Raw genomic sequence first — 26,633 nt, 5'->3', positions numbered from 1 at the left:
CCTTGCCCGTGCGGATTTGACACGCACCCAGCACACCTGGGACGTTCTGTGCAGCTCGTGATGTCCCGGGACACGGCCCAGCCGACGGTACCCCTACGGTCGCCGAGCCCCCACCTGGTCGCACCTGTCGCGACCAAATCTCCAGATACCGGTCTTCACACTTTCCTGGAATGAAACTGGGATACCCGAGTGACTGCTAGCATGCGGGCATGGATGAGCATCTGGTCGCACTCGAGAAGCGCATGCAGCAGCTGCAAGAGGCGCTCCGGCAGGCGCTCACACAACACGACACCGCCCAATTGCACTCCCTGGGCGAGGAGCTGACGCGCACTCGACACGCCTGGAACGTTCTGTGCGGGATCACTGAGGTCCCGGGTACGGCCCAGCCGGAGGTGCAGCCAGGGGTCCGGCCGGAGCCCGCGCCGGCAGTCGTCGAGCCCAACCAGGACGTGCCCGTACGCGACCAGGTCCATCAGGCGCTCGCCCTGCTCACCGTCCCCGCCTCGCCCAAACTGCTCAGCCAGGTCCACCAGGCGTTCTTCTCCACCCCGCTGAACACGGCCCGCATGACCACCCTGCGCCGCGACGAGGAACGCTCCTTCCGCTCCGCCCCCTACGGCCGCGCCTACTACATCTGTCCCGCGCTGACCTTCGACCTGCTCTCACCGGCCCGCGCGCTGCTCGCCCTGAGCACCTGGCCACTGGAGCAGCGCCTGGTGGGACCGCTCACCCAGCGCGTCCACTTCCTCACCTCAGCTGTGCGGCTCGCGGACGCCGCCGAACGCCTCGCCAGCGAGGCCGGGATGCCGCAGCCCGTCCAGCAGCTGCTGCTGCACTACAGCCGCAACATCCACGGCGACGCCCCCCGGGGCCCGCTCGACCTGGACGCGCTGCGCCGGGCCGCCGCAGCGGAACTGGAGATCCACGCCGACGACGACGCCGACACCCGCGCCGAAGCGGCCCAGCGCGCACGTCAGCAACTCGGCGACGCAGAGCAGATCTTCGGCAACATCCTGCGCAACACCGCCCGCCTGCGGCGTACTTCGTAAATCCACCTCTGCAACCAGCACGGCTGTGCCCTGTCCCGCCAAGGAAATCAGTGAGCTCGCTCGACGAACGACTGGGCGTATTACGCGGAACCGCTGCGCCCATCCCGCACAATGCACGCACCCTGGCGGCGCTGACCGCTAATCCGAGCTGCGAGCGCCGCTCCCTGCTGGATGCGGCCGGTATCGACAAAGACGCCCTCGCCGCCCATCTGGACCTCCCGCGGCCGCTGAGAAAATCCCAGCTCGCCCTCGACTACGGCCTCGCCTTTGAACGCCAGGTCACCGCCCAGGCCGGAGCCCCGCTGGTGCCCCTGCTCCGCCAAGCCCTGGGCCTGAGCGTGCCGGAGGTGTCCTACGAGGACGTCAACAGCGTCGGCAGCGATGACGACACGTCCCCTCTGCGGCTGCGCCGCGTCCACACCCGCTCGCGTATCCGCAGAGCAGCACACGGCAGGTCGGACCCCCGCACCCTGCTCGACCACCCCGTACTGCGTCTGACCGTCGCCGGCCACCAGGCCTACCTCGAACCCGACGTCATCGCCTTCCAGCGCGAGGGCGTCTTCTACGTCGTAGAGATCAAATCCTTCCCCGTCATCCACGGACAGCCCGATCCCATCAAGGCCACCGCAGCGCTGACCCAGGCCGCCGCCTACGTCCTGGCCCTGCGGGAACTCCTCGCCGAGGACGGTCTCCCGCCAGAGCGCGTCTCCGACACCGTGGTCCTGGTCAACCCGCGCAACTTCACCCGCCACCCCACCGCCACGCCCTTCAGCGCCCACAAGCAGATCAAGAACCTGAGCCGCCACCTCGGCAGACTGCGGCGCCTGCCCGAACTGCTGGACAAAGTTCCCCCCGACACCACCTTCGACCTGGCGCCCGGCCCCGACCAGAAACCGACCCGGCCCCGCGGTGAACTCGTTGCCGCGCTCGCCACCGTGCGGCCCAACTACACCCCCGGCTGCCGCCACCACTGCGACCTGGCCTTCCACTGCCGCACCGAAGCCCGCAACCAGGGCAAGCCCGCCGCCCTGGGCACCGCAGTCCGCGAGGACCTCGCGGGAATCGACACCATCGCCACGGCCCTGGCCCTCACCGACGGGCACCTGCACCCCTCACGAGGCCAGAAAGACCTCACCCAGGCCCTGCGCCACGCACAGCGCATCCACGCAGACCTCCAGACGGACACCGCATGATCCGCCTCACCTCGCTCCTGCGCATGCGCGCCGCCGCCACCGGCAACGCCCAACGCGCCAGCCAGCTGCGTCACCTCCACCTCAGCGACCAGCCGCTGATGCTGCTGGCACTGAAACAGACCGGGCCCGCCGCACGACCGCTGGCCGTCATGCTGGGCACCGACCCGCACCGCCCCCAACTCCTGCTCGCCCCGCCCTCAGGCAGCACCACTCCCATGCTCGCTTCCCTGGCAGACGCCGTCACCGCCTACATCGACGCCTGCCAGCGGCACAGCGAACACCTGCCCGCCACCTCCAGCAAGCCGGCCCGCCGCCGCTACACCGACGCTCCCCAGATCCTCGTCCCCAACCCCCAGACCGTGCAGCACCTGAAAGACCTCGGAGCCGACCTGCGGTTCCGCAGCACCGACGACCACCATCCCGGCTCCCGGGCCGTCCAGCGCCTGGGACACTGGCTCACCTATCTCACCGACCGCGCCGACCTGGCCGGTTCAGCCGCCCTCATCCCCATGACCAGCTTCCTTGGCATGCACTGGATCAGCGGCCAAAGCCCCCTCGAGGACGAGGACCTGGCCACCCTGCTGGCCTGGATCGACCCGCCCCGCCACACCGCCTCCGGACGCGACGCCGCACTGGCAGCAGAAGACCCGGCCACCCACCGCCCGGCGGGACCGGTCACCGACGCCGCCTTCGACAACGACCACCTGGCGCCCCTGTTCGACGCCTATGCCCGCGCCCGGCGACAAGCCCTGGCCCAGGAGCAGACCCGCATCCTGCGAGAACTCGAGCGCCTGCTGGCCACCTGCCTGCAGCCCACCTGGGACCTCATGTGGCAGGCTTACGCACTCCTGCAGGCCCTCCCCGAAGCCGAGAGCACCGCACGCCGCTGGGACCACGAACGCACCGCCTTCACCGACGAATGCCTGCACCTGGCCCAGGACGGACGCCCCCGGCCGGCCCGCGACCAAGCCGTCGCCGCCGCCGTCCGCCTGGCCCACATGGAACACGCAGCAGCCGTCTTCGCCGCCGAACGCACCGCCGACGACCCCTTCGCACGAGCCGAACTGCGCACCACCGGCGAAGCCTTCGGCGGCACCGTCACCGCGATCAACTCCAAGCACACCCTGCGCGGGCCCACCGGACGGCCACAATGGCGGCCCCGGTTCACCGTGTCCACCTCCGACCCGCTGCGCATGGAACCCGGCCAACTCCTGGCCTGCCACACCTACCGCAAGGCCGGCTACAAGATCTGCGAGATCACTCCCGCCGACGGCGACACTCTCGTCAAACTCGAGATCACCGCAGGCATGGGCCACGCCCACCGTCCCACCTACGACGTCCTGCCCGAAGCCGGGGCCTTCCTCGTGTTCACCATCGCACCGGATTCCTACCGGATGCCGGAATTTCCCTCACGAGAACAGACCCCCTGGACCCATGGCGGGCCTCCTGCCGACCATCCGGACGACAGCGACGAGGATGCGGGCGCGGGAGAGGAAGAACAGTGACACCTTCCCACCAGCCCTCGCCGCAGCAGCGGATGGACACGGCCGCCCGCGCCATCCTGGACCAACTGCCCACACTCACCCACCGCGGAATCGTCGTGCACTCCCCGCCCGGCGCCGGCAAATCCACCCTGGTCGCCCGAGCCGCCGACGCCCTCGCCCAGTCCAACGCCCCCTGCCCCGTCATCGCCCAGACCAACACCCAGGTCGACCAACTCCTACGACGACTCGCCCGGCACCACCCGCATCTGCGCACCGCACGGCTCACCGCAACGGAACACTCAGTCCCGCACGACCTGCAGGCACATCCCGGCATCCGTATCGCCACCCGCATCGAAGCCCTCGAGAAGACGGCCGACGTCATCGTGGGAACCGCCATGAAATGGGCCACGGTCACCGACCGCCGATGGCCGTGGGCGATCATCGACGAGGCCTACCAGATGCGTTCCGACATGCTTTTGTGGACCGCCGGCCTCTTTGACCGGGCCCTCTTCGTCGGAGATCCCGGCCAACTCGACCCCTTCTCCACGGTCGAAACCGACCGCTTCCAAGGCCTGCCCCATGACCCCATGAACAGCGCGGTCGCCGTCCTGCTCGGCAACAACCGAGACCTGCCCGTCCACTTTCTGCCCGTGTCCTGGCGCCTGCCGCCCTCAGCCGTCCCCCTGATCAGCGACGCCTTCTACCCCTTCACGCCCTTCCACGCCGGAAGCCGTGAAGCCGACCGCACCCTCACGTTCTCCATCCGCGGCATGCGCACCCCTACCGACGAGGTCATCGAACACGCCGCCCGAACCGGATGGGCACTGTTCGAACTACCAGCCCGCATCACCGGCCAGCACGACATCGAAGCCTTCCAGACCGTCCTCAGCATCGCCGAACGGCTGCTGGCCCGGCGCGCCACCACCACCTGCGAGGAAAACCCCGAAGGCCACGTCCTGCAGCCGGGGGACATCGCCATCGGCACCGCCCACCGCAGCCAGGCCCACCACATCCGCGCCCTCCTGGCCCGCCAGTACCCCCACCTCCACGGCGTCACCATCGACACCGCCAACCGACTCCAAGGCTGCGAATTCCGCGTGACTATCGTCCTGCACCCCCTCTCCGGCCGCGGCGACGCCTCCGCCTTCCACCTGGAAGCCGGCCGCCTGTGCGTCCTCACCTCACGCCACCGCCACGCCTGCATCGTCGTGGCCCGCGCCGGCATCGCCGAACTCCTCGACGCCCACCCCTCCAACGACCCCGCACAACCCGGAGCCGCCTCCCAGGTCGCCGACGGCTGGGAGGCCAACCACACCGTCCTCGCCCACCTGACCGACCACACCGTTCACGCCCGGGCCCAGCCCGGCCGCCGGCGCGGATGAGCAGTCCCCGGCACGCACCCGCAGCGCGCGCATCGACCTGCCCTCACCCGCGGTTGCGCACCACACCACAAACGATCACGATGCGGCGTGCCGACCAGTCGCTGTGGCAGCTGTCGCACACGCTCTTGCGCCATCCTCCCGGCCAATCGTCGCGGGTGCGGATGCGGCCGGGTGCGCCGCAGAACTCACAGGTGCGCTCCGCCTCCACCTCGGCAAGAACGATCAGGCTCCTCAGCCTGTCGCCGCTGCCCGGCGGCCCTTCCACGTAGACGCGCAGGCCGCCGAGCTTCTCCCTGAGATCGAGGAGACGATAGCCGGGAAAAACCGCGCGGATCTGGGCATGCAGACGCTCCAGCAGCCCCTGCCAGCCCGGCCCCACTGCGTGGATCCGCGCAGGGATCTGTACCGGGCGCGCAACAGGGTCAGCGGGGTCCTCAGCCATTGCTCCATCCTTGCGCACCGCGCGGTGCCGAGACTCAGCCCACGCGGGGTGCCGACTGCGTGACGCGCATAAGCACGCGCCCGGCGGCCGAACCCATGTCCGCTCAGCACCGAGACGCGCGCATGGCCCCGGGATGTCAGTGGGGTACTGGACACTGGTCGTGCGTGACTGCGGCAGCCAGACCAGGGGGAACGACGTGAGTGACGATGCCGTCCAGCTCGAGAAGCGCATCCGCTTCGCCTTGAGCATCCTCGGCGAGAGCAACAGCCACCACGAGTTCGAGGCCCTGTGCCTGGGCCTGGCCCGCCGCAGGATCACCAGCAATCTGCTGCCGGCGACCGGCCCCGTCAGCAGCGGCGGGGACCAGGGCCGGGACGCCGAAAGCCACTGGAGCAACATTCCCCGGGAACTGCCCGGCACGTCCCTGTTCGCGTCGCTGGCCTCCACCCAGCGGGTGGTGATGGCCTGCACCATCCAGGCCACCGACATCCCCGGCAAGATCCGAAAGGACCTGGCATCGATCTGCGGGCAGGGCACCCCCGTTGACCGCGTCATCTACTTCACGGTGACCGCCGTGCCCGCCAGGAAGCGGCACGACCTGATCGACGAAGCCGCCCGGACGCACCAGGTCGAACTGGAGATCTGGGACGCGGCCGCCCTCGCCCTCCACCTCGCCGACTACGACCTGTTCTACCTCGCCGTCCAGTACCTCCACCTGCCCTCCGACCTCGCTCCACCGCGCCCGGACGGAGCCGGTGAACTGCCCGCCTGGTATGTCGAAGCCCGCCGGCGATGGCAGGCCAACGACGAGCCGGTCCGCACCTTGGGCGACCTGGTGGACCTGCGGGGCCCGCTGCGCCACGCCACCTTCCACGACGAGGCCCGGGCCGATCTGCCGGAATGGATCGGCCACGCACGTGCCCTGCTGGCCGCCGCAGCGGGAGAGCACACCGCCCTGCGCGCCCGCTACGAGATTGTCGTGGCCACCCTGCGCGGCCTCGGCGACATGCACCCCTCGGACCAACTGGCCCGCGACTTCTTCGACACGGTCACCACCGACGACACCCTCACCGACCCAGGAATTCTCGAGGACGCCGTTGTGCTCCTCCAATACGGATTCGGGGCGTTGGTGCGCCGCCTCACCGCGCTGACCGTAGAGGACCTGTGCGGCTGGCAGCACCTGCTGGCAGACAAGATCGACCGCCTGCTGGTTGCAGACCCGCCCCCCAACGCCATGGCGCATCTGCTGGCCATGCGGGCCCGCCTGGCACTGCACGCCGACATGACCGCCGACCTCGAATCCGTGCCCGAGGACCTGCCGACCGTCGCAGAGGTCACCGCATCCGTCCGCGAAGCGGTAGAAGCCGGCGAGCCGATCCCCGCCCTGCAGTCGGAGCCCCCGCTCACAGACCTCGACACCGGCATGCGCATCCTGCTCCGGCTGGGCCACCACCTGGTCAACGCGCCGCTGTTCCCCATCGAGCACACCGCCGACCTCTTCGACTACCTCACCCCTCTACTGGTGGACCACCCCCTGTACCGGGAGGTCCGTGACCTGCTCGATCAGGCCACCGACCGGGTCACTGGCCAGAGTGCACGCGGTGAACGCGCCCAGTCACGGGGCCACGCCCTGATCAAGAGCGGCCGCATCCCGCAAGCGCTCCAGGAGATCCACGACGCCAAGGCGAACTGGCTGCGCGGCGACACCTTTGAGGGCGGCCTGATCATGCTGCTGCTGTGCGCGCGCCTCTACAGCGAACTCGGCCTGCCCACCGCGGCCAAGCAGTACGCGCTCGCAGCCGCCACCGCCGCGACGTCTGCCCCCGCCCCGGAGCTGAACCGCTTCGTCCCCCGCGGGATCATCCTCGCCGCCCAGTACGACCGCCAAGCCGGAAACTGGATCTCCGCCACCCGCCTGTTCTGCATCGGCCTCATGGCGCAGAACTCCTACTGTGACGAGCCGTATAACCACGAACGCTACCCCTACGTCTGGGACATGATGGGCAATCAGGCGCTCACCCTGCGCGTAGCCGACGCGGTCAGGCCCGGCTTCGTCCCCCTGCTCCGCACGATCACCGCCTCGGCGGGCATCGACACCATCATCGACGACCTGCTCGCCTCGACCGCAGACGTCCTCACAGCAGCCGAAGAGACGTACGCCGAGGAGGCCGACGCCCACGGTGTGGGACGGCCCTTCAGCGACGCCGGCCCCACACGCCGCTATGCCTGGAACGCGCTCGGCGTCGACTGGGAGATCACCTGCCCGAACGACCGGCTGTCGGTGCTGGCCGCGGAACGCTACACCGCAGCACTCCAGGTGTTCCTCGGCGAACTCGCCGTAGGAGACCCGCTGTTCCTGCCCGGCAGCCTGAGCGTCGAGATCCACGCAGACACCACCCTGCCCCACGACCAGCCCGCCGTCTGCGACCAGAGCGCCGACCGGGACACCAACCGGTGGAGGCTGCGCCTGCCCACAATCGCCCCCGCGGACGTGGAAACAGAACCGTCCCGTCTGCTTACCGCCCTGGTCAAGGTGGTGCTCTCCCAGTCGCTGCTCTCCGACGAGGCATTCATGCACCTCGTCGAGCAGGCGCTCGCCGGCGGTCTCTGGCACAAACTCTTCATCGGCCGCCCCTACGACGAACTGGCCGACTTCCTGAAAGCCGACGACTACCAGACGATGGCTGCGCTCGCCGACCCAGCCGTCGGAGCAGGCATACCGCGCGGCCAGGCGAAACCAGCTGCCCTACCGGCCCGGACCGGGCCCGGACCCGGCTACAAGCACGAAACAGCCCTCGACACCGTCCGCAACCGCTATGCCAACCTGCTCCCCATCGTGCGCTACACCCTTCCCCGCCTGGCCGCGGACCCTGGCTTCCGGCGTACAGCCACGCAGTTGAGGCAGGAAGGGTGGCGCGACTGGCACCTGCTGACCGCCATCGCCAACGCGGCCGGAAACCACCGCGCCCAGCAGCAGAGCCTGCGCCCCTCCCCGGGCGATTCCCCCGAACACCGAGCTCGCATCCTCGCCGCCATGCAGGCCCCCGAACGTCCTCACGACCCGCCTGTTCCCGCCCAGGCATTCACCGAACATGCCCTGCGCTCCCACCTGTCCGCGGCTGCGGTGAGCACCGCGCGCGGCCTCGGCCTCGCCATCCGCCCCGGCCGGCTCGACTCCCAGGCACTGCTGTCGGTGCTCGGCGACCGGTACGGCTACTGGACGGACGACATCGAGCACACGGACCCGTTCGGCTGGCCAGCCACCCAGGACGACACGATCTGACCCGCCAGTGGGGGTGCGCAGGCACAGCGCAGTGGCCACCCCGAGATGCCGGTGCTGTTCTCCAGCGCCGCGGGCACGCGCCGCCGGCCGCCTCGACGGCGATCCGAGGTCCTCCAGAGGCCGTCCGCACCGCTGCGACAGAGCGCGGGGGCGCGCGCCGCCTCTGGGGACGACCAACTCGCACCGGCGTGACAGATCAACGACGCGCCCACCCGGGGGAGTCCCGGCAAGTGACGTCTGCGGGGGAGTACCAGTTGAACGTCTGTACGTCAGTGGTGCAGGCCCATGGGCTGCAGGCGGTCCGCGCACGCCCCCCTCAGCGTCGGCCCAGCTCACGCTTCCCTCCAGAGGAACCGCGGCTAGTGGTGCCTACCCGTTGCCAAGATGAGTGACGAAAGGACATGTGATTCTCACGCCGACCGTCACATCAGCGAGCACGCGGCGATGACCGAACCGCTTCCGGAACGGGCGATCAATCACCTCCCCGTCCTGATCGCGGACGGCACCGAGGTGAGTGCCTGAAGCCTCGAAAATCCCGTAGTTGCACGCAGCTGGCTCGCTTACGCTGGGTGGCGTGTCTGCACCGAAACTTCACCACTATGTGCCTCAGAGCTACCTGGCACGATTTGGACGAGGCGACATGGTCAGGGTAAGACGCCGGTGCCCGCCGAAGACGCACCTCGCCAACGTCAAGAACGTTGCAGCTGAGACTGGCTTCTACACGATCACGGACGAGTACGGCATGCCTTCCACGGCCATCGAGCTCAAGCTCAGTGGTCTGGAAGGCCAGGGGCTCGCCGCCCTGCGCCGAATAGACGAGACAGGAATGCCTCCCGCTGCCGGGACCGACGACCGCGAGCTTCTCTGCCTCTACCTGGCCGTACAGATGGCCAGGACACCCAGGCAGCGCACGATGCTGCTTTTCGGGCGTGACGTCACCGCCTACGCAAACGGCCGAGAGGTCGACCAGGCGCTGATGACCGAGTACCTCACGCGCAAGCATCTCGGTCACCCGCCACGGGCAGCCGAAGCCCAGGGCGCCTGGGACTACTACCACGGCACGCGAGCCATGAACGCCGGCAACGACCCCACCCACGACGACGCGGTCACCGTGCCGCTCAGCTCCGTCCAGGCATGCATCCCGCAGTACCGTGCTCGGCACTGGAGGCTCGAGACCAGCCGTAAGCCGATCTTCCTCACCTCCGACGCACCCCTCGTACTCTGGCGCCCGGAAACTCCGAGTGACGCCTACCAAGGGTTCGGCCTGGAGGACGCCCACGAGATCAGGTTCCCGGTCAGCCCCACGGCCCAGCTCGTCCTCATCCCCGGCCAAGGCACATCCTCAGAAGAGGTCAAGCTCAGCCGAGTGATCAACTGCAACCAGGACCTCACGGACAGCTGCGAGAAGGTCGTCATCGGGCACCCGGACCGGCACACCGCACTCGACAGGGTCCAGCTGAGCCAGCGCGGGCCCACGCTGCGCTTCAACACGGCCCCCGGCATTCGAAAGAACCCGGACGGCACACAAGAGCCCATGGGCGACATCCTGCACCTCTACACGACCCGCCGCTGAGACCGAACAGCAAGTGGGTCGGACAGAAGCCCCGCCCGACCCACTGCTGCGCCTGCGCTACAGCCGTCAACCCACCCCTAAGATCGTTAGGTTCGCCGTCATGAGTGTCCCCGCTACTGACTACGCGTGGTTGCCGGATCATCAGTTGCACGTGGCGGCAACCCTGGCTCATGTCGATCAGACGGTCGACCGTGTCATCCGGATGATCCACGACTACACCGCCCAAGGGCCCCTCTCCCTCAAGACCGTCGTGGAAGGCGATCAAGCGCAGGTTGTTGTGACCGCGATTGCTCCCCTGCCCGAGGCGATTCCCCGCCTCGTCGCGGACGCCCTCACGCAACTGCGTGCCGCGCTCGAGCACACCGTGTATGCCGAAGTGGAGCACCTACTCGCACGACCTCTGACGGCTGAGGAAGCACGAAGCATTGAGATGCCCGCCAGCACGAGTCCCGCCGACTTTGCCTTTTGGCTCAACCACCGCCGCAGGCGTGGCCTTTCGCCGCTGCAGCAGAGTGCTCCCCTTGCTCAGCGCATCCGGGATCTGCAGCCCTTCCAACGCCGTACTCCTGACGAACACCCACTCAAGCTCCTGGTCGAGTACACCAACCTGGCAAAGCATCGGCGGCCGGCCGTCGCAGCGGCTCGCCTTGGCGCGGTGCATCCCGATGCGCCGCATGCGGACCTTGCTGTCTCCCAGCCACTTGAGCGGCGACCTCAGCCCGGCAGCGGACAGCCGCTCCATGTCGACGACGTCATCGCGACGGCACCGCGCCGTGCGTACATCCCCCTCTCCATCTGGACAACTGTGTCACTGCAGCGTCCGCACACTGAGGTGTGGAACATCGCGGTCAAAGAGCTGGAGTATTTGGAGGACTGGGTCCGCACCACAGCCATCCCCATCCTCGTGACGGGGAACCGCAACGTCGTCTCGCTGCCGCCGCAGCTGGACATCTCAACCGGGCACGACAACCTGCGTGGCGAACTGTTGCGTTCAGGAGCCATGTCTGCCGCAAAGAGAGGCAGCCAGCGGATCCAGGCATCTGCAGCTCGTACCGGCCTGGTTGAGCTGCTTGTCCCACTGGCCGGGAGGGACATGAGCGAAACGATCACAGCCTGGGCGGCCGCGCTGACGGACGATGGCGTGCGCGAGCGCGTGGACCGCCTGGTCCGCGCTCGCAGTAGCTCCCGGGATGCGCTCCGAGTTACGGAGGAACTGGTTGCCGAGGCGCGTGCGTACAAGGCCTGCCATGACGAGTCAGAGATGGGTGACGGGTGGGGCAAGAGGGTCTTGCCCCACCCGTCACCCGGTTAGCCGATCAGCTTGTGGAGTGCGGGGGTGCTGACCGCCCCGGTCGTCAAGCCTGTAGCCATGGCCTTGGCCACGGACATCTCGGGGAGGAACATGAGCCCGCCTATGACCACGCCGAAAAATGCGGCGGTCAGCATCACCACAGTGGTGTGCAGTGACAAGAACGGCGGCGATGCTGCAGACGGCAGGCCAGCCGGGCTGGGCGGTTCCGGGCGAGAAGGTATGAGGGTCTGAGGGCCCGAGCCATCGGGAGTCTTCTTGCAGAAGGACGTGCAGAGACGGACGACACCAGCGGTGGTGTCGTCCGCGTGGGGTACCGCCCCGCGTCGGCGGTCTTGCCGCTCTCTGCCTGAGAGCGTCCCAGTAGGGTCGCGGCCCTGACCCAGAGTGGCGTGTCCAGGTTAGTCGCGATGATGGTCTGCGGGGGCGTCATTTGAACTTCATCGTCCGACTGGCGCAGGTGCCGCGATCTGGCCTGACCCGACGGGTGGAGCTCACCCGTTGCTGACATGACGACAAAAGGCCATGTGATTCTCACGCCGGCCGTCGCTCGAGGACGGGAACGACGGACGAACGCAGACCGCTCTCCGCGGTCAGCTGAAGGCCAAGACCGAACCTGTCACTCCCAGGGAGCGCGCCGCCGCTCGTGCCTGACGGCCCTCGAGCTGAGGGCCTGGCGCACCGTCCCCCTCCGGAGGCATGCTCACGCCCTGTGACCATACGAGACCTCGACCGCAGCGTTACATAATTCTGGCGAATGTTATGTACCGTCAGCTAGACTGGGTGGCAGCGTTACATTTTTGACGGCACGGCCGCTCCACACCCCCCTCGGCGGCCCACTGCCCGACCTGTCCCTCGCAACCCGCTTACCGCTTCTGCTCTTGGAGTCCCCAGGTGTCCTCCTCGCGTTCATCCGACGCCGCCGATGAGGCGTCTTCCGGCGCTGCCGTGCCGGACAACTCCGCCCCCACTGTCGCGCCCGCAACCTCGACGGAGCCGTCCGATCCGGCTCCGCGCTGGGCGGGCCACTGGCCCCTGAGTTTCCCTGAAAACGCCAGCCGCCAACACGACGAGGACAGTCAACCCGAGTCAGCTGAGGGCCCGCTGGACGAGCGGGGAACAACCTCCACCACCCCTGACGCGGGAACACCACACACCCTGGCGCGCACCCGCCCTGCGACGCTGCACGGGGCCCGCAACGCACTCAAGCAGCTGATCGACGCCGCCATCCAAGGCCACCCCACCCCCCTGACGCGCGGCCCGCACCACGCTCTGCTCACCACCCCCGCCCACGCAACCGAACTGGGCTGGGACCTCATCCAAGCCCCCACCCACAGCATCGCGGACGCCCGCAGACAGCTCGGGGATCTGGTCCAGTTCGGCGCCGAGGGCCACCCCCAGGTGCTGTGCCGCCACAGGACCCCTGTCGCCGTACTGATCGCCGCGGCCGCGGACGGCACCCCCGCCCCGCCCACGCCTCACGCCGAGCCCGCGCCTGACACAGCGGCCCCGGCGGCAACATCAGCCCCGGACTCCACCCCACCCCCCGAGGGCCTGCAGACAGTCCAGAACCCCCTTCCGGCCACACCAGCAGACGAAGCCGCCAAGGACCTCGCACCCGCGCCGGCAACTACCCCTGCCGAAGCGGCCATTGCCCCCACCATTTCCTCGGAACCGGCAGCCCACGACACGCCTGCGCCTGCCGACACGCCCCGCGCCTCACCCGGCACTGCCCCAGCCCCACCGACCGCCCCCACCGGCCCGCCGGCCGCTGCCGCCCCCACCCCCGGCACTCCCACACGCCAACACCCGGGCACACCGCCGACCGCCCTCCCAGCACCACCCTCGACCCCATCCGAGCCGAGCCCGCCGGCCTTCGCTCCCGCGATGCCCGTCACCGGTCACGAGGCTGCCCTCCCAGCCAGCGGCCCACCTGCCATCGCTGCGCCGCGTACCCCGCGACGCCTGGCCGCGCTCGCCCAAGCCCTCGACACCGTCCTCCCGACCACTGCCCCCACCGGGGAAACCACCACGCCCACACCCCTGATGGGCCTGTCGACCGGCATCCGCGCTCTGGACGACGTCCTCGGCGGCCTCCAACCCGGCCGCTTCTACCTCGTCGCCGCCGCCCCGGGAGCCGGATCCAGCCTGATCGCCACCGCCGCCGCCCGCACCAGCGCCCTCGACCAGCACCAACCCGTCCTGTACGCCGCCTCCGGACTCACCCGCGCCGACATCGCCGCACGCATCGTCGCCGCCCACCTGCCCGTCGACTACCGCCGCCTGCGAGCCGGCCGCCTCACCCCCACCGAACTGGACGACACCGCGGCCCTCCACCACCACTTGGTCCAAGCTCCGCTCTATATCGACGACGGCACCGACCTGACCACCGACGCGATCGCCGAGAGCGTCCCGGACCTGCCGGGCCTGGCCCTGATCGTGGTCGACCGCCTGCAGACCACCGAGGATCCCCGGCTGCCGCTGTCCGGCCCGGCCCAGATCACCGACGCCGCCCAGGCCCTCGCTCATCTGGCCCGCACGCACGATCTCCCTGTCCTCGCCGCCGTCGACACCGACGACCCCCATCTGATCGCCGCGCTCAGCCTCGACATCACTATCACCCTGGCCCGCGACGCCGACCAGATCCACGCCACCGTCACCGAACGCGATCTCGGCCCGCAGGCCACCCTCACTCTCCACGCCGACCTCGCCCACGCCCGTATTACCGACCCCTACGCCAGTTCCGTCACCCCCACTTCAGCACCCCAGACGCCTCCGACTACGACACCGCACGACCCCGCGCCGACCCCGCAGACGCCTCTCCAAGCCCCCACCGGCCCATCCTCGGACCCCACGGCCACCCAGCCCGCCCCGACGCCCCACACCGCCGCCCCACACAGGCCACCGCCCCGCCGCACCACCCCACCTCCGCCCCAGGGCGGCTATGCCAACCGGGACTACAGCTACTTCACCGGCATGATCACCCGCGCCGTCGACGAAGCCCTTCACGACCACGACGGCGACATCGCAGCCGCAACCGAAGCTCTGGTGAAAAAGGCCGTACCGAACGCAATGGCCCTGTTCGAAGCGACCCGCGTCGGCGGAAATTACGAACACACCGTCTACCCGGAAACCCTCGAATTCCTCCGAAAGAAAACCAAGGACGGCGCTGACGAAATCTGGGAAGGTCGCCACAACTGGACCAACACCCACCTCACGGACGCCCTCCAAAACGGCACCCACCCCCCGATCACCGTCAACGCCCTCGACACCAACGCCAGCTTCCTGTCCGCCTTCAAGACCCACCTGCCCATCGGCGCCCTGATCCACGACCCCCACGGCGGCTTCGACCCCAAACGCTCCGGCATCTACCGCCTCCCCACCCGCCCCACCTGGCACCACCCCCACCTGCCCGACCCCATCGGCAACCGCCGTGAAGACGGCCCCGTCCTCCTCGACGACGCCACCATCCGCCTCCTCATCCGCTGCGCCCGCCTCGGCCTGTGCGAAGCCCCGCACATCACCGAGTGCTGGACCTCCGGCACCAGCGAAGGCCTCCTGGAAAAATTCCGACGCGTCCTGACTGAGGCCCGCACAAAGGCCATCGAAGCCGACGACACGGTGACCGTCGAATACATCAAAGCCATGTACTCGAAATTCACCTCCACCATCGGAGAATCAAGCGTCAACCGCGAAATCCGCCGACCCGACTGGATGCACATCATCCGCTCCCAGGCATTCGCCAACCTCTGGTATAAATCCCACCGGGCCCACAGCAACGGCCTGACCGTCGTCCGCGTCCGCGGCACCGACGAACTCCACGTCGTCGGCGACTGGCGCACCGTATTCACCGAAGGCCGCCTCACCACCCAGATGAAACAAAAAGACCAATACCCCCTGCCGAGGAAGAGCGCCCGATAGATGTCGACCGACGGATGGAAAAACTTCGGCAACTACGGCGCAGACCGCGACCCCGGAAACGTCCACGGCAAAATCGCCCTCGCCCGCGCCCTCGAAGACGCCCTCGAACGCATGATCATCGACGGCGGAATCAAATCCCCGGTCGACACCCGCCGCGGCCTGAAAGCCCGCATGCGCTACCTCACCACCACCAAAGGCGGCCCTCAAGCCCTGGCCGACGCCGGCATCCACGCCACCCCTGCCACGATCCGCGCCTGGACCCGCGGCACCCAACGCCCGCGCCCAGCCAACCTCGAAGCGATCGACACCGCCTACTGGAACCTACGAGCCCACAACGTGCTCACCAACCCCGGCGCCCTCAAGCAACACCTCAACCGCAACGGCCGCGGCACCCGCATCGAGATCCACCCCGTCAACCAGGCCATCGTTGACGAGCCACGCCGCCGCGACAACCTGAGGATCCAGCACCGGCAGGTCCGCTACATCTGGGACGACGCCGTCGACGCCCTCGTCGCCAGCGACCTGGACACCATGGAAGACCTCTGGGACGACGTCATCGCCGAACTCGACTCCGACTGGGGCGCCTACACCTACGTCTCCTACATCGGCATCGGCGCCTGACACGACCGCCCGCGGCCAGCCTGACCGGCCCCAAGCGCCGCTCAGTGCCCTGTAAGCCGGGGACGACGCAGGGTTGGGACGCCAGCTGCGGAACCGCGGGTGCGAGAGGCGGGACAGCGTACGCAACGGGTACGGCTGCCCGCGCGCTCGTTCTCCTGTACGCGCCCGGCACGAGGCCGTGGGCCCCTCGGAGCGGCGTCCGGGCACTGGGATGCGTCTTGCGGAATCCGCTTCAACGGACGTTTTCCGCTACGGGATTTGGCCGGATGACTGCAACGATGACGGCATGCGCCAGACGAACGCGGTCGGCTTGGCCCCGCGGTCCGGCGCCCGCCTCCCCTCAGCCTCGTCGGGCCCCGCTGCCGGAGCCCCTGTCGTGCCCAGGAGCCAGTTGTGATGTCCCCCGAAGACCATTCCGAGCGTGCGGGTGCCGCCGTCGACGTGTTCCCGGCCGGCCCCTCTCCTCGCCCGGGAGTGAGGGGAGCAAGCGGCTCAACGGGGCCGAGGCCGCCATGATGACCGTCGTCTTCGCCACGGCGGTGGTCCTGTACCTCACCGGGTCGACGTTCGGCGAGGTCGAGCAGATGGTCGCCGCCGTGGGCGGGCTGGCAGCAGTGATCCTGGCGTCGGCGACGGGCCGGATCCCCGTACGCGCCTGGATCCGGAAGCTCGACAAACAACCTGCCCGCCGCCCGCCCGCCCCGCCGCGACGGCGACCTGCTGCGCCTCGTCCGCCGTGAGCGCCCTACGACGCCGACCACGGGCCTCTCGCAACTTGCCTGCCCGGCCCGGGGATTCGTCCGCCGTACGGCGCCGCGCTCCCGAAACCGGACGAGGCGCGGGTCCCGGGACGCGGCGACGCCCGCACGGGGTGCCGACCCGCTGCGCCACCCAACGGGGCGGCCGCCGAGGTGGCTCGGCCGCACGGCAGGCAACCCCCACGCAGCCCCTGACGGACCGTCGGGCGAGATCGTGCAGGTCACAGCCGACCGGATCGGAAAGACCGTCAACTCACATGATGCGCCCCCTCGGATGGCCGTACCCTTGTGCCATCGCCGCCGCCGAGGGCGGCTTGCTGCGCAGCCGATGGACACCGCGGTATCCACCGGCAAGACCCGAGTACGCCGCCTGCACGTCACGGGGCGGGTACCCGGATCCGCCTGCAGGTCACCGAAGCGACGCCGGGTCAGCCCAGCGACGGACCGCGGTCCGCACCGAGGCGGGCACGGGTGCGTAGCGCTCCGATGGCGCTCTGCTCGCGTACGCCGATCACCGGCCGCGAGCCCACCTCGCGCCGGCCCATGCGAATGAGGCCCTGTGAGCACCATCGACACCCCCGACGAGCACGACGACATCGACGGCATCGAGGTCATCGACATCCGCTCCGGCGACCGCTCGACGCCGTTCGAGCACCGCGTCGAGCCGGTCAGCAAGACCACCAAGGCGATCAAGTTCCTCGAGCAGGAGCACCCCGACGTCCAGATCTCCCCCGCCGCCGTCCGCCGGATCGCGTACGGCGCGGTCGAGCCCGGACTCCTCGAGGGCGTCCGCCTGGAGCGCCACCGCGTCGAGACCGGCTGGCTGACCGTCATCACCTACCGCGCGTACACGCTGATGCTGTCCCCCGCGATCGAGAACGACCGACTCCTCGACGAGGCCCACTACGCGGCCGACCCGGACACCAGCGACCACCAGCGGGTCCTGGCCATGCCCACCGCGCACGACACCGACGCCACTCTCGTCTACGCCGACGCCATGGACGACCTCGTCGCCGCCATCGACCGGGCGTCCAAGCGCGTGAGGGAGAACAACCCGCAGGAAGTCGGCCGACGCATCGTGGAGCGGCCCCTGACGGCCGTCCCTGTCACCTTCCTCAACCCTGGACGCCACCCCGATGACGACCTGAACATCGTCGACGGCAACAGCCGCTGGGCGTCCTGCACCGCCGGCATCACGGTCCCGTCCAGCTCGATCCGCCCCACCAACGCCAAGGACCCTGACAGCCTCCTTCCGTCCCACCTCATGCGGCTCCCCCTCACCGAGAGACGGGATCTCGTCCGCGAGATCGTCAAGAACGCCCACCGCGACATCAACGCCACCACCGGCACGAGCAGGGCCGCCCGTGCCAAGCGCGACCAGGCCGCCAGGCTCCTCAACGCGATGACCGTCCCGGTGCAGGTCATCGTCGGCTACACCGACGACAAACCGGACATGGGCATGCGGCGCTTCCCCGTCGCGGTCCGCTCGCTGCTGATGCGCATGAACGTCGGGGTGAAGTCGTTCGAGCCGTCCTCACAGAACGGCGTCACCGCCGAGGAGATCGTCACCGCCCTGTCCGACGCCGGTGAGTTCGGCGACGACGCACAGGCCGTGCGGGACGTCCTCCTCGGCCGCGCCGACGTCACCGACGCCATGAAGTCCATCGGACTCAACCCCGCCTTCCGCGACCTGCGGTTCACGTTTGTCGTCCAGCAGCTCACCCGTAAGGAGCCCCGGCTGAACGCAATCATGGCCGCGAAGCTCGACAAGCGCCGCCTCCAGGTCTCCCACCGCAGCGGCCCGATCGTCGAACTCGGCCTGCGCTCGTACTCCAGCCTCTCCAAGGAGAAGATGGCGCCCGTGCGCACCGCGCTGGACACCGGCTGCCTGTGGCAGGCGCTCGCCGACCACGAGTGGTCCGTCGAGAACATCGACAACGACCAGGCCGTGGACGACCTCCTCGAGCGCGCCGACAACGACATCCCCGCCCGGCTGCTTCTCGGCGTGCTCGCCATGATCACCCTCGTCACCAGCGGCTACCTCCTCGCCCCCGGCGGCTCCGCCGAGCAGATCGTCGGCAACATCAAGGTCATGCGCGCCAGCGTCGGCACGGTCATCAAGACCGTCCTCGACAAGAAGGAGGGCCGGCAGGTACTCGCGGACGCGATTAAGCGGATCCGGGCCGGCCTGCGCCCGCAGTGGTGGGCCGACGGCCACCTCGTCGAGCAGGACGGCTGGAAGGGCAGCGACTTCAACGCCCACCTGCGCCTCGCCGCCAACCACGGGTTCGACCCCGAGGGCTACCAGAACGACCCCACCGCCACCGAACTCGAGGACAAGGCCCTCACGGCCTTCCAGGGCTCCCTCACCACGGCAGCCGCCGAACTCGACGACCTGATCGCCCTGCGCAAGGAGAACGGCACCGACACCAAACTCCCCTGGATCGCCGTGGAGCCGTCCGTCAAGCAGCTCCGCTACATGGGCAGCGACCTCGGCGGCATCTCCGAGGCCGAGCCGCGCTGATGACCGACACCACCTGGACCGGCGTCGTCGCCATCACCGACGACCGGTACGCCATGCTCGCCCGGCTCACGGGCCAGTGGCTCGTCGAACCGCAGCCCGAACCGATCCCCATCGGCGAGGACTCCGGGTACGAGGACAAGGCCATCTACATCGCGGTCAACCGCAACGGCAACGCCTGCTACTGCGGAAAGACCGCCCCCACCCGGGCCCTGAACCGGGGGGCCGCCGCGACCAGGCTCAGCCAGCACATCAACACCAGCACATCGAAGCGGGACGAATGGGTCGAGTACTGGGTGATCCCGCTGCGTGATGCCACCCCCGGCCACGTCGTCTCCGCCCTGGAAAAAAACCGTGGCCGCGCGCCTCGGGATCCCGCTCGTGCACCGGACGCGCATGCCGCACCGGCGCACATGACCCCTCGGCCGGCCGAAACCACAGCCGGCACCGGAAACACACATGGGCCCCCGCACTGGGAGAACGGTGCCGGGGGCCCACCCGCTCCGGTACCAACAGCCCGGTCCCGCACCCGAGTCGACCAGGGTCCCGAAAGGGATCCGGCCCTACCCCGCACACGGCCCCGACAGGGGGCACGCCCCCGCCGGCCAGCGGCTGGCCTCTTCCCGATCGAAGTGCTGCTCCCCGTCCGCCCTTGCCGCGGCTGCGCACCAACCTGACCACCAGGGCACTGGGCGCCGCCTGAGGGGCTTTCACAAATTCACACTTTCACCCACGCGCCCATGCGAGAGCGTGCGGCCGTACGGCGCCGCCCGCCATGTGCTGCGCCCCGGGCGAGGTCGTACGTCGGGTGCCCACCGGGACCCGGCTGTGGTGACGAGCAGCAGCCGGCCGTGTCGTATGACCGCCTTGCCTCGGTGCGCGCCGAGGTGGGCAGGGCGGTGTCGGCGGCCAGCGCGTTGGGGGAGGAGCGGCAGGTCGGGCGGGTGGCTATGGCGGATTCGCCATAGCCGGTCCGCCGGTGGTGGCCGGCGGGTCTACGGTGCGGGGATGAGCGACGAGGTGGCGCCGGCCGGCGCGAGCGTGCTGCCCGAGGTCGACGACGTCCTCGCGGACGTCCTGACGGCGCAGGGGGAGGCGGGCGTACGGGCGTTGGGGCTGCTGCGGGACGCCCACCGGGTCCTGGCCGGGGCGGGGTTCGTACGGCCGGCGGAGGTGGCTGCGGCGTGTGTGCGGTCCGCGGCGGACGCGCTGCTGGGCCTGCCCGGAGCCCCGGTCACGGTGGGACTGAAGCCCGCAGCGGAAGCCCTGCTGGCCGCGGTGGATGCCGTCGCGCCCCCTGCCGCCGAGGTTTTCGTCCCGGCCGTCCCGGCCGTCCCGGCAGGCGCCGGGCCCTCGGCCGGTGAGGCCTCCCGGGCCGCCGAAGCCGGTTCGGCCGGTATCGACGACGACGCGGCTGGTGGCGTGTCCGCCGGGGCGAGTGCGGCGTGGGAGCGGGTGACGGCCGCTGCGGATGTGTTGCGCGACGAGCTCAACCGCCCGGGCCGGTATCACCAGGCGCGGGCGCGGGGCATCGTCGAGCGGCTGATGAAGGTGGAACTCGGTGCGGCGCAGGAGACGGCGCTGGATGTGTGGGGGACCGTCTACGGGGTGGCCTCGGGGATCCTGCACGGCCGTGCGGCCCACGTCGGCGAGGCCGCCGTCCTGTACGCGGACATCCTCGGCGCGGCCCGCAACCTGCTGGTGCCGCTCCCGGACCGTGCGGCCCGTGTGCTGGAGCTGGTCGCCCTCCAACACCCGGAAGCCACCGAGGCGAAGGAGCTCGCCGGCTGGGCGGACCCGCGCGCCACCGACTTCTTCTTCCGCTCCGGCCCGGCCACGGCGTGGCTGAACGTGCTGCAGGAGCACGCGCCGCACCTGCTGATGCCGGACGGGGCGGCCGGCGGACGGTGGCCGGCCGCCCCGTTCCTCGACCACGTCGCCGCCGCCGACCCGGATGCCGTCCGCACCTGGCTGAGTGAACCCGCCGACCAGGGGGCCCCCGGTGTCCTGCGCGCCCAGCAGATCGCCGCCACCGGCCGCCTCGCCCTGGACGCGCTGCTGGGCGTGGCCGTACGCCGCTGGGACGCCGTCGATGCCGCCCAGCTCCAGGCCGTGTTGGCCGGCCCCGGTGCCCGGGAGGGGGGCGGCCTGGAGGTGGGGGCGACCCTGCGCCTGGCCGCGAGGTGGGCCCGCGCGGTTCCCCGCGCCGAGCGGACGGGGCAGTGGATCGGTGTGGTGGAGGGGCTGCTGACCGGCGCGGTCGAGGACGAGCACACCGGCCACCTGGCACTGCGGACTGTCGCCGAACGCGCCGCCGCCGAGACACAGACCTCCGGCGGTGCCGCCGGGGAGCCTGTGGCGGTCGGTGTGGTGGACGAGAAGGAGATGCGCGAGCTGGCCCCCCTGGAGGGCGCGTCCCGTCTGCCCGACCACGACGTCGCCATGCTGGTACAGGAGTTGGCGTGCACCGCCTACCCGGCCGGCCGCCGCGGCCCCGCGCACCGCAATATCGGCGCCATCCGGGTGGTCTTGGCCAAACTGCTCGCCCAAGATGTCGAGTTGACCGCCGAGGAGGTCCGGCCGGTCGTCTTCCACACCGACCTGGACCAGGTACAACTCGGTGACACCGCGGCGTTCGGCGGGCCGCGGCTGGCGCGCGCCGTGCTGGACGTGGCCGCGGCGGACGCGGACGCCGGCACCGGCCTGGCCCAGCGCACCCGCCAGTTCCGGCGGGTAGCCGGCCTCGATGCCCGCCTCCACACCCGCCTGATGGCCGCGCACCTCGCCCACCGTCCACCGGCCGCCGGCGCCCTGGACGGCCAGGAATGGTGGCAGGAAGGCCTCGCGCTCGTCCCGCAGGCCCTGGCCGCCGGTCCCGACCCGGAGTCGGCGCGCCTCGTCGAGCTGGTACTCGCCGCCTGCCCGCCCGAGCACACAGCGCAGCTGGAGACGGACGTCCGTACAGCCCTGGGCACCCCGCCGCCCGCCACCCTGGTCGAGGAGGTGCTGCCCACCGACGCCGATCAGGTTGACGGGAGGGCCGAGCCGCTCGCCGGCTGGCTGCGGGTGTGGGACTGGTCGCCCGTCCTGACCTCCACGGTCCTTCAGGGCTGGGAGGTGTTCCTTCAGGCGCTGCGCTGCCTTGAGCCCGCCGGCCCGTCCGACCCACGCGCCCAGGCCGTGCTGGAACCGAGCAAGACCACCACGGCCCTTCAGGCCGAGGACCTGGTGGAACTGGCGGCCGGACAAGGGCCGGTGGCCACCGCGGCCCGGATCACCGCCGCCCCGGATGCCGGCGTCGACGGGTACGCGATAGTGCTGCACCGCCTCGTCGCCACCGACCCGGCCGCCTGGACGACCGACGTGCCCGCCGTCCTGGCCGCCCTTCAGCGGCCGGAGCTCGCCGCGTTCTACCTCGCTGCGGTAGCCGCCCACGCCGACCGCCTCGGCGCCTTCCCGGACGGTGCGCTGCCGGCGGCCGTCGCCGCAGCGCTCGAGGTACGCCGCGGCCTCGGCGAGATCGCCCCCACCGTCGGCTCCGACGGCGTACGGCGCCGGCCCGCTGGGGTGTTCTTCGCCGACCAGGCGCTGTTCGACCTGCTCACCGCTGCCTGGCGCGCCGATGCCCTCGCCGGTGACCAGGACAAGGAAGCCATGGCGTACATGAAGGCACTGGTCGCCCCACTCACCCGCCCCGCCCCCGCCGCGGAGACCAAGAACGGCACCACCACCTCGGTCGCCGCTACCCCGGCCCCGGCCAGCGGCCCGGGCGCCGCTGCTTCGGGAACCGCAGGAGAGGCGACGACGCCGACGCCGGTGGGATCGGATCCGGAAGTCCGGGCGCTGGGCTGCCTGCTGGAGTACGCCGCCCACCGGGCCCGTACCGCCAGCGAGATGCCCGAGGACGTCCTGGACACGGTCGCCGGCGTCCTGGCCGCGCACGCCGACCAGGAGGCTGTGGCCACCGCGTTCGGGGTGCACCTGCCGGCCCTGCACCGGTACGCGCCCGCGTTCGCCGCCGCCCACCGCACCGCCCTCTACGGGATCGAGCCCGGCCGGCCATCGCCGGCCGCCTCCTGGCTGCGCTGGGGAGGCCCCGATGGGCAGCTCCTTGCCGCCCTGGACCGCGTCGAGCTCCTCGCCGCGCTGCGCGCCGCTGTGCCCGGCGCCGCCGAGCACCTCGCGCACGCCCTTCTGGCCGACCCCGCACTCCTGGGCGAACCCGCCGTCTGGTGGACCGAGTTGGCGGCCGGCCCCGGCGACGGCGTGGCCGAGGTCTCCCGCCTGCTGGAGGCGATCGCCGCCCGCACGCCGCACACCGGCGACGACGGCCCGCTCCCGTCGGCCGAGCAGACGCGGTTGGGGTCGGCGGTGGACCTGTGGCGGGCCGCGCTCGCGGCCGGCCTGCCGGCAGGTGCGCTCGTTGGCGCGGGCGCCTTCGCGGACGCGGCCGTGGAGGAGACGGTGTGGCTTGAGCTGATGCGGGCGAGCGCCGAGCACTCTCCGGCCCTGACCGACGCCGATCTCGTCGCCGAACGCGCCGCCGCCCACCCCGATCGCGCCGACGCCCTGCTCCTGGCCGCGCTGCTGGTCGCCCAGGCGCCCGGGACGTGGCGGGAGACGGCTGTACGACGCTACGCCCGCGCCCTGCTGGACGCCGCGACCGCCCTGCCCCCCGGCGAACGCCCCTGCGGGGTGCAGGAGCTGAGGACGGCGCTGGTCAACGCGGGCGACGTCGGTGCCGCTGCCCACCGGTGAGCTACCCGGCGCCGCGCCCGGCCCACCGCGGCGCCAGCCGCAGCCGTTCACGAGCACGAGCCTGAAGGGAGCCGGCATGCTGGGAATCCGCGTCCACATCAAAGGGCCGGCCCGACAGAAGCTCGGCGCCGAGCTGAAGAAGGCGTACGACAAGGGAGCCTCGGTCCGGACCCTCGCCCAGGGCTGCGGCCGTTCCTACGGCTTCGTCCACCGCCTGCTCACCGAAGCCGGTACCACCATGCGCTCGCGCGGCGGCCCGAACAGCCGGAGCCGGACAGCCCGCTGACGCGCGACGCCACCCCGGATACGCCCCAACCAGCTGATCTTTGGGGTCTTCCGGAAGATGCGCCGCCGCTGTGCGTAGCTGCCCGACATCCGCGTCCGTTCTCGCCTCAGCTGCGCGCCCTGGCTGTCCGCCGGGGCAACCTGCGTACGGCTGTAGACCGCGGCCGCGGCCCTTCCCGAGGAACGGTCGGACCGAGGATTTCGCGGCGACCGTTTACGACCATCTGCCAGCGGGCGCCGGTGCACAGGGGCGCCTTGCGGAGCCGCGATGACGCAGCACCCCACAATCCATGACCGGTGCGACTTCACGCGCGCCCGAAATACCGAGGAGCAGCGGGCGGTCGAGGATCGAGGGCGCCGGGTCTGCCCCGGCGGACACGCACACACGTGGAAGCTCACCGAGGCGGGCACACCCGAACTCGGTGTGCGGGCCGGGGCGCTTACCAGTCGTCGAAGGTCTGCCGGTCGCCGGGGCTGAGCTTGAAGTTAGGGTTGTTTCCGCACGGTGGGCCCGCGTTGGCGGCCGGTCTGTTCCCGAGCCGGGCATGGAGGTTGCCGGGGCGGGCAGCTAGCATGCTGGTTGGGCCTGACCAGCGCGATCACCGGCAGATGCGGCCCGTCACGCAGATTTCGCCGTCGAGCGGACCCTGCGCAGGCCGCTGAACTGCAAAAAATCTTCCCTGGTTCCCCAACTTCCTTTCCCTGTAAGGGAGTTGCCTGTTTGCCATTCACGTTTCCGCAGGTCAGATGGATTCGGAATGGTCTGTTCCGCGTCGACGGGGGCGCCTGGGTGTGCCAGAGTAACTGGCGGTGAATCCCTTCCACACCAGTCCGGGGAGTGTTTTTGAATCCGGCCGGGTCCGAAACACTCGGACCCCGGCAGTCCGGCCGAAACCGGGCATGGGAGGGAGGCGCTCACATGTGGTGTGGGCACCGTAAGAAGGACTGTCAGCGGGACACCCCGGCGCAGCGGACATCGGTTCCGCGGCACCAGTTCCGATCGGCAGAGGAGCGTCAGCGGACCGGTACGTACACGGCCGTCGTGATCGCGCTGTACTGGACGGTCAAGCTCGCCGGGGCGATCCCCTGGCAGGCGTTCGGCCCCTGGCACCGGTAACCACCGGGCGCCAGGAGACGACACCGCAAGGAACGCAAGGGCCCTCTCTGCTGGCCGGCACGGGGGCCCTTCGCGCGCACACCGTCACCGCCCTCGCCCGGAGGCGGGAGGCGGCGACGTCGCGTCCCCATCATGCCAATCCCGCCCGGGGCAGCACCAGTGCCGTATACGGGCCCTCGCCGGGCCAGTTCAACACGGAGGACCGGTGCCCCGTTTTGGTGCCGTCTTGCAGCCGGTCCCGTCGATGGCAGCGGGTGACGGTGCGCCGTTGGACGACATCCGGGGCGCAGGCGCGGCGATCTGGTCATTGACACTGACGGGTGATGCTCACTCCGTTGCTGGCATGAGTGACGAAGAGCCATGTCGTTCTCACGCTGACTGCCACTGAATACACCAGAAATGTGCGCCGCCCTCTCGGTGAGTTACATAATCCCTCTGGGATATTTTCTTTCACCTTTTCAGGCATCGAATGTTTCACAAGAGGTCCAGACCACTACTCCCAGCACGAAGAGTAGCCGTTACATAAATTATGCACCGACTCGAGAGCGTTACATAATGAGTACACATCAGGTGAAGGAGAGGCGCCCGGAGGGCGCTTCAATGCAAGTCAGCTCCACCTCGTCACTAGCAGTCGAGACCCAAAGAGATAAAATCGCAGCTCAAAAGCACACAAGAGCACCAAAGCCCAAGCGATGCCGCTACTTCAATTATGTAACTGGCCAGCGGGGGCCGGCACTTGCCACCTAGCCAGCTTGTAACGCTGCGGAGCGGCGTTACAAAACGTCGCGGAGCGACGGTGCAACTCTCCGTCACGTAGTGACGGCGCGTCACGTCTCCGGAGGAGGAGCGCGCGCTCGGCGCCGAGGTCTCCAAGGCGCTGAACCCCGCCCAGCAGGTCCTCAAGATCGTCAACGACGAACTGCTGACCATTCTCGGC

The 26,633-nt window shown here is 70.0% G+C and carries 17 protein-coding genes; 15 read left to right on the top strand and 2 right to left on the bottom strand.

Features of this window, described 5'->3' with window-relative positions; all coding sequences use genetic code 11:
• Window positions 1-209: 209 nt before the first annotated feature.
• The 4 genes from AB0924_RS31885 to AB0924_RS31870 are packed head-to-tail and all read left to right on the top strand — an operon-like array spanning window position 210 to window position 5,108.
• A complete protein-coding gene (locus tag AB0924_RS31885; RefSeq protein WP_366913270.1) occupies window positions 210-1,049 on the top strand; it encodes a hypothetical protein in 840 nt (279 codons plus the stop codon).
• A gap of 50 nt (window positions 1,050-1,099) precedes the next feature.
• Window positions 1,100-2,242, top strand: coding sequence for a hypothetical protein (locus AB0924_RS31880; protein ID WP_366913269.1), 1,143 nt, complete (start codon window positions 1,100-1,102; stop codon window positions 2,240-2,242).
• Entirely contained in the window at window positions 2,239-3,747 is a 1,509-nt protein-coding gene (locus AB0924_RS31875; RefSeq protein ID WP_366913268.1) for a hypothetical protein, read from the top strand. The genes AB0924_RS31880 and AB0924_RS31875 overlap by 4 nt, the downstream gene beginning before the upstream one ends.
• Complete coding sequence (locus AB0924_RS31870) at window positions 3,744-5,108, top strand: AAA domain-containing protein (protein WP_366913267.1); 1,365 nt, start codon at window positions 3,744-3,746, stop codon at window positions 5,106-5,108. The genes AB0924_RS31875 and AB0924_RS31870 overlap by 4 nt, the downstream gene beginning before the upstream one ends.
• A 43-nt stretch (window positions 5,109-5,151) precedes the next feature.
• Here the strand turns inward: AB0924_RS31870 and AB0924_RS31865 are convergent, their stop codons facing one another.
• Window positions 5,152-5,550, bottom strand: a complete 399-nt coding sequence (locus AB0924_RS31865; protein WP_366913266.1) for a hypothetical protein — start codon at window positions 5,548-5,550, stop codon at window positions 5,152-5,154.
• Window positions 5,551-5,746: 196 nt separating this feature from the next.
• Between AB0924_RS31865 and AB0924_RS31860 the strand changes: the two genes are divergently transcribed.
• The 11 genes from AB0924_RS31860 (at window position 5,747) to AB0924_RS31810 (ending at window position 25,696) form a co-directional block, all read left to right on the top strand.
• Window positions 5,747-8,833, top strand: a complete 3,087-nt coding sequence (locus AB0924_RS31860; RefSeq protein ID WP_366913265.1) for a hypothetical protein — start codon at window positions 5,747-5,749, stop codon at window positions 8,831-8,833.
• 574 nt (window positions 8,834-9,407) lie between these two features.
• Complete coding sequence (locus AB0924_RS31855) at window positions 9,408-10,406, top strand: DUF4238 domain-containing protein (RefSeq protein WP_366913264.1); 999 nt, start codon at window positions 9,408-9,410, stop codon at window positions 10,404-10,406.
• 100 nt (window positions 10,407-10,506) lie between these two features.
• On the top strand, window positions 10,507-11,718 hold the full coding sequence (locus tag AB0924_RS31850) for a hypothetical protein (protein ID WP_366913263.1): 1,212 nt from the start codon (window positions 10,507-10,509) through the stop codon (window positions 11,716-11,718).
• A 1,884-nt stretch (window positions 11,719-13,602) separates the two neighbouring features.
• Complete coding sequence (locus AB0924_RS31845; protein ID WP_366913262.1) at window positions 13,603-15,636, top strand: DnaB-like helicase C-terminal domain-containing protein; 2,034 nt, start codon at window positions 13,603-13,605, stop codon at window positions 15,634-15,636.
• Entirely contained in the window at window positions 15,637-16,257 is a 621-nt protein-coding gene (locus AB0924_RS31840; protein ID WP_366913261.1) for a hypothetical protein, read from the top strand.
• Window positions 16,258-16,772: 515 nt separating this feature from the next.
• Complete coding sequence (locus tag AB0924_RS31835) at window positions 16,773-16,997, top strand: hypothetical protein (RefSeq protein WP_366913260.1); 225 nt, start codon at window positions 16,773-16,775, stop codon at window positions 16,995-16,997.
• A 577-nt stretch (window positions 16,998-17,574) separates the two neighbouring features.
• Window positions 17,575-19,539 (top strand): hypothetical protein, encoded by a 1,965-nt coding sequence (locus AB0924_RS31830; RefSeq protein WP_366913259.1) that lies wholly within the window; start codon window positions 17,575-17,577, stop codon window positions 19,537-19,539.
• Window positions 19,539-20,213 (top strand): hypothetical protein, encoded by a 675-nt coding sequence (locus tag AB0924_RS31825; protein ID WP_366913258.1) that lies wholly within the window; start codon window positions 19,539-19,541, stop codon window positions 20,211-20,213. Before AB0924_RS31830 ends, AB0924_RS31825 begins: the two co-directional genes overlap by 1 nt.
• Window positions 20,214-20,544: 331 nt before the next feature.
• The gene (locus AB0924_RS31820) at window positions 20,545-24,294 is read left to right on the top strand and encodes a hypothetical protein (RefSeq protein WP_366913257.1); all 3,750 of its coding nucleotides are present in this window, start codon (window positions 20,545-20,547) and stop codon (window positions 24,292-24,294) included.
• A 76-nt stretch (window positions 24,295-24,370) separates the two neighbouring features.
• Window positions 24,371-24,580, top strand: coding sequence for a helix-turn-helix domain-containing protein (locus tag AB0924_RS31815; protein WP_366913256.1), 210 nt, complete (start codon window positions 24,371-24,373; stop codon window positions 24,578-24,580).
• Window positions 24,581-25,498: 918 nt separating this feature from the next.
• Window positions 25,499-25,696 (top strand): hypothetical protein, encoded by a 198-nt coding sequence (locus AB0924_RS31810; protein WP_366913255.1) that lies wholly within the window; start codon window positions 25,499-25,501, stop codon window positions 25,694-25,696.
• 703 nt (window positions 25,697-26,399) lie between these two features.
• On the opposite strand, the gene AB0924_RS31805 is transcribed toward AB0924_RS31810, so the two are convergent.
• Window positions 26,400-26,633 (bottom strand): hypothetical protein (locus AB0924_RS31805; RefSeq protein WP_366913254.1); only part of this gene is annotated, 234 nt, incomplete at its 5' end.

This window comes from Streptomyces sp. NPDC047869 (assembly GCF_040704065.1).
Classification (GTDB): Bacteria; Actinomycetota; Actinomycetes; order Streptomycetales; family Streptomycetaceae; genus Streptomyces.
Note: the sequence above shows the minus strand (reverse complement) of the source record. Positions and strands in the feature narration are given on the sequence as shown.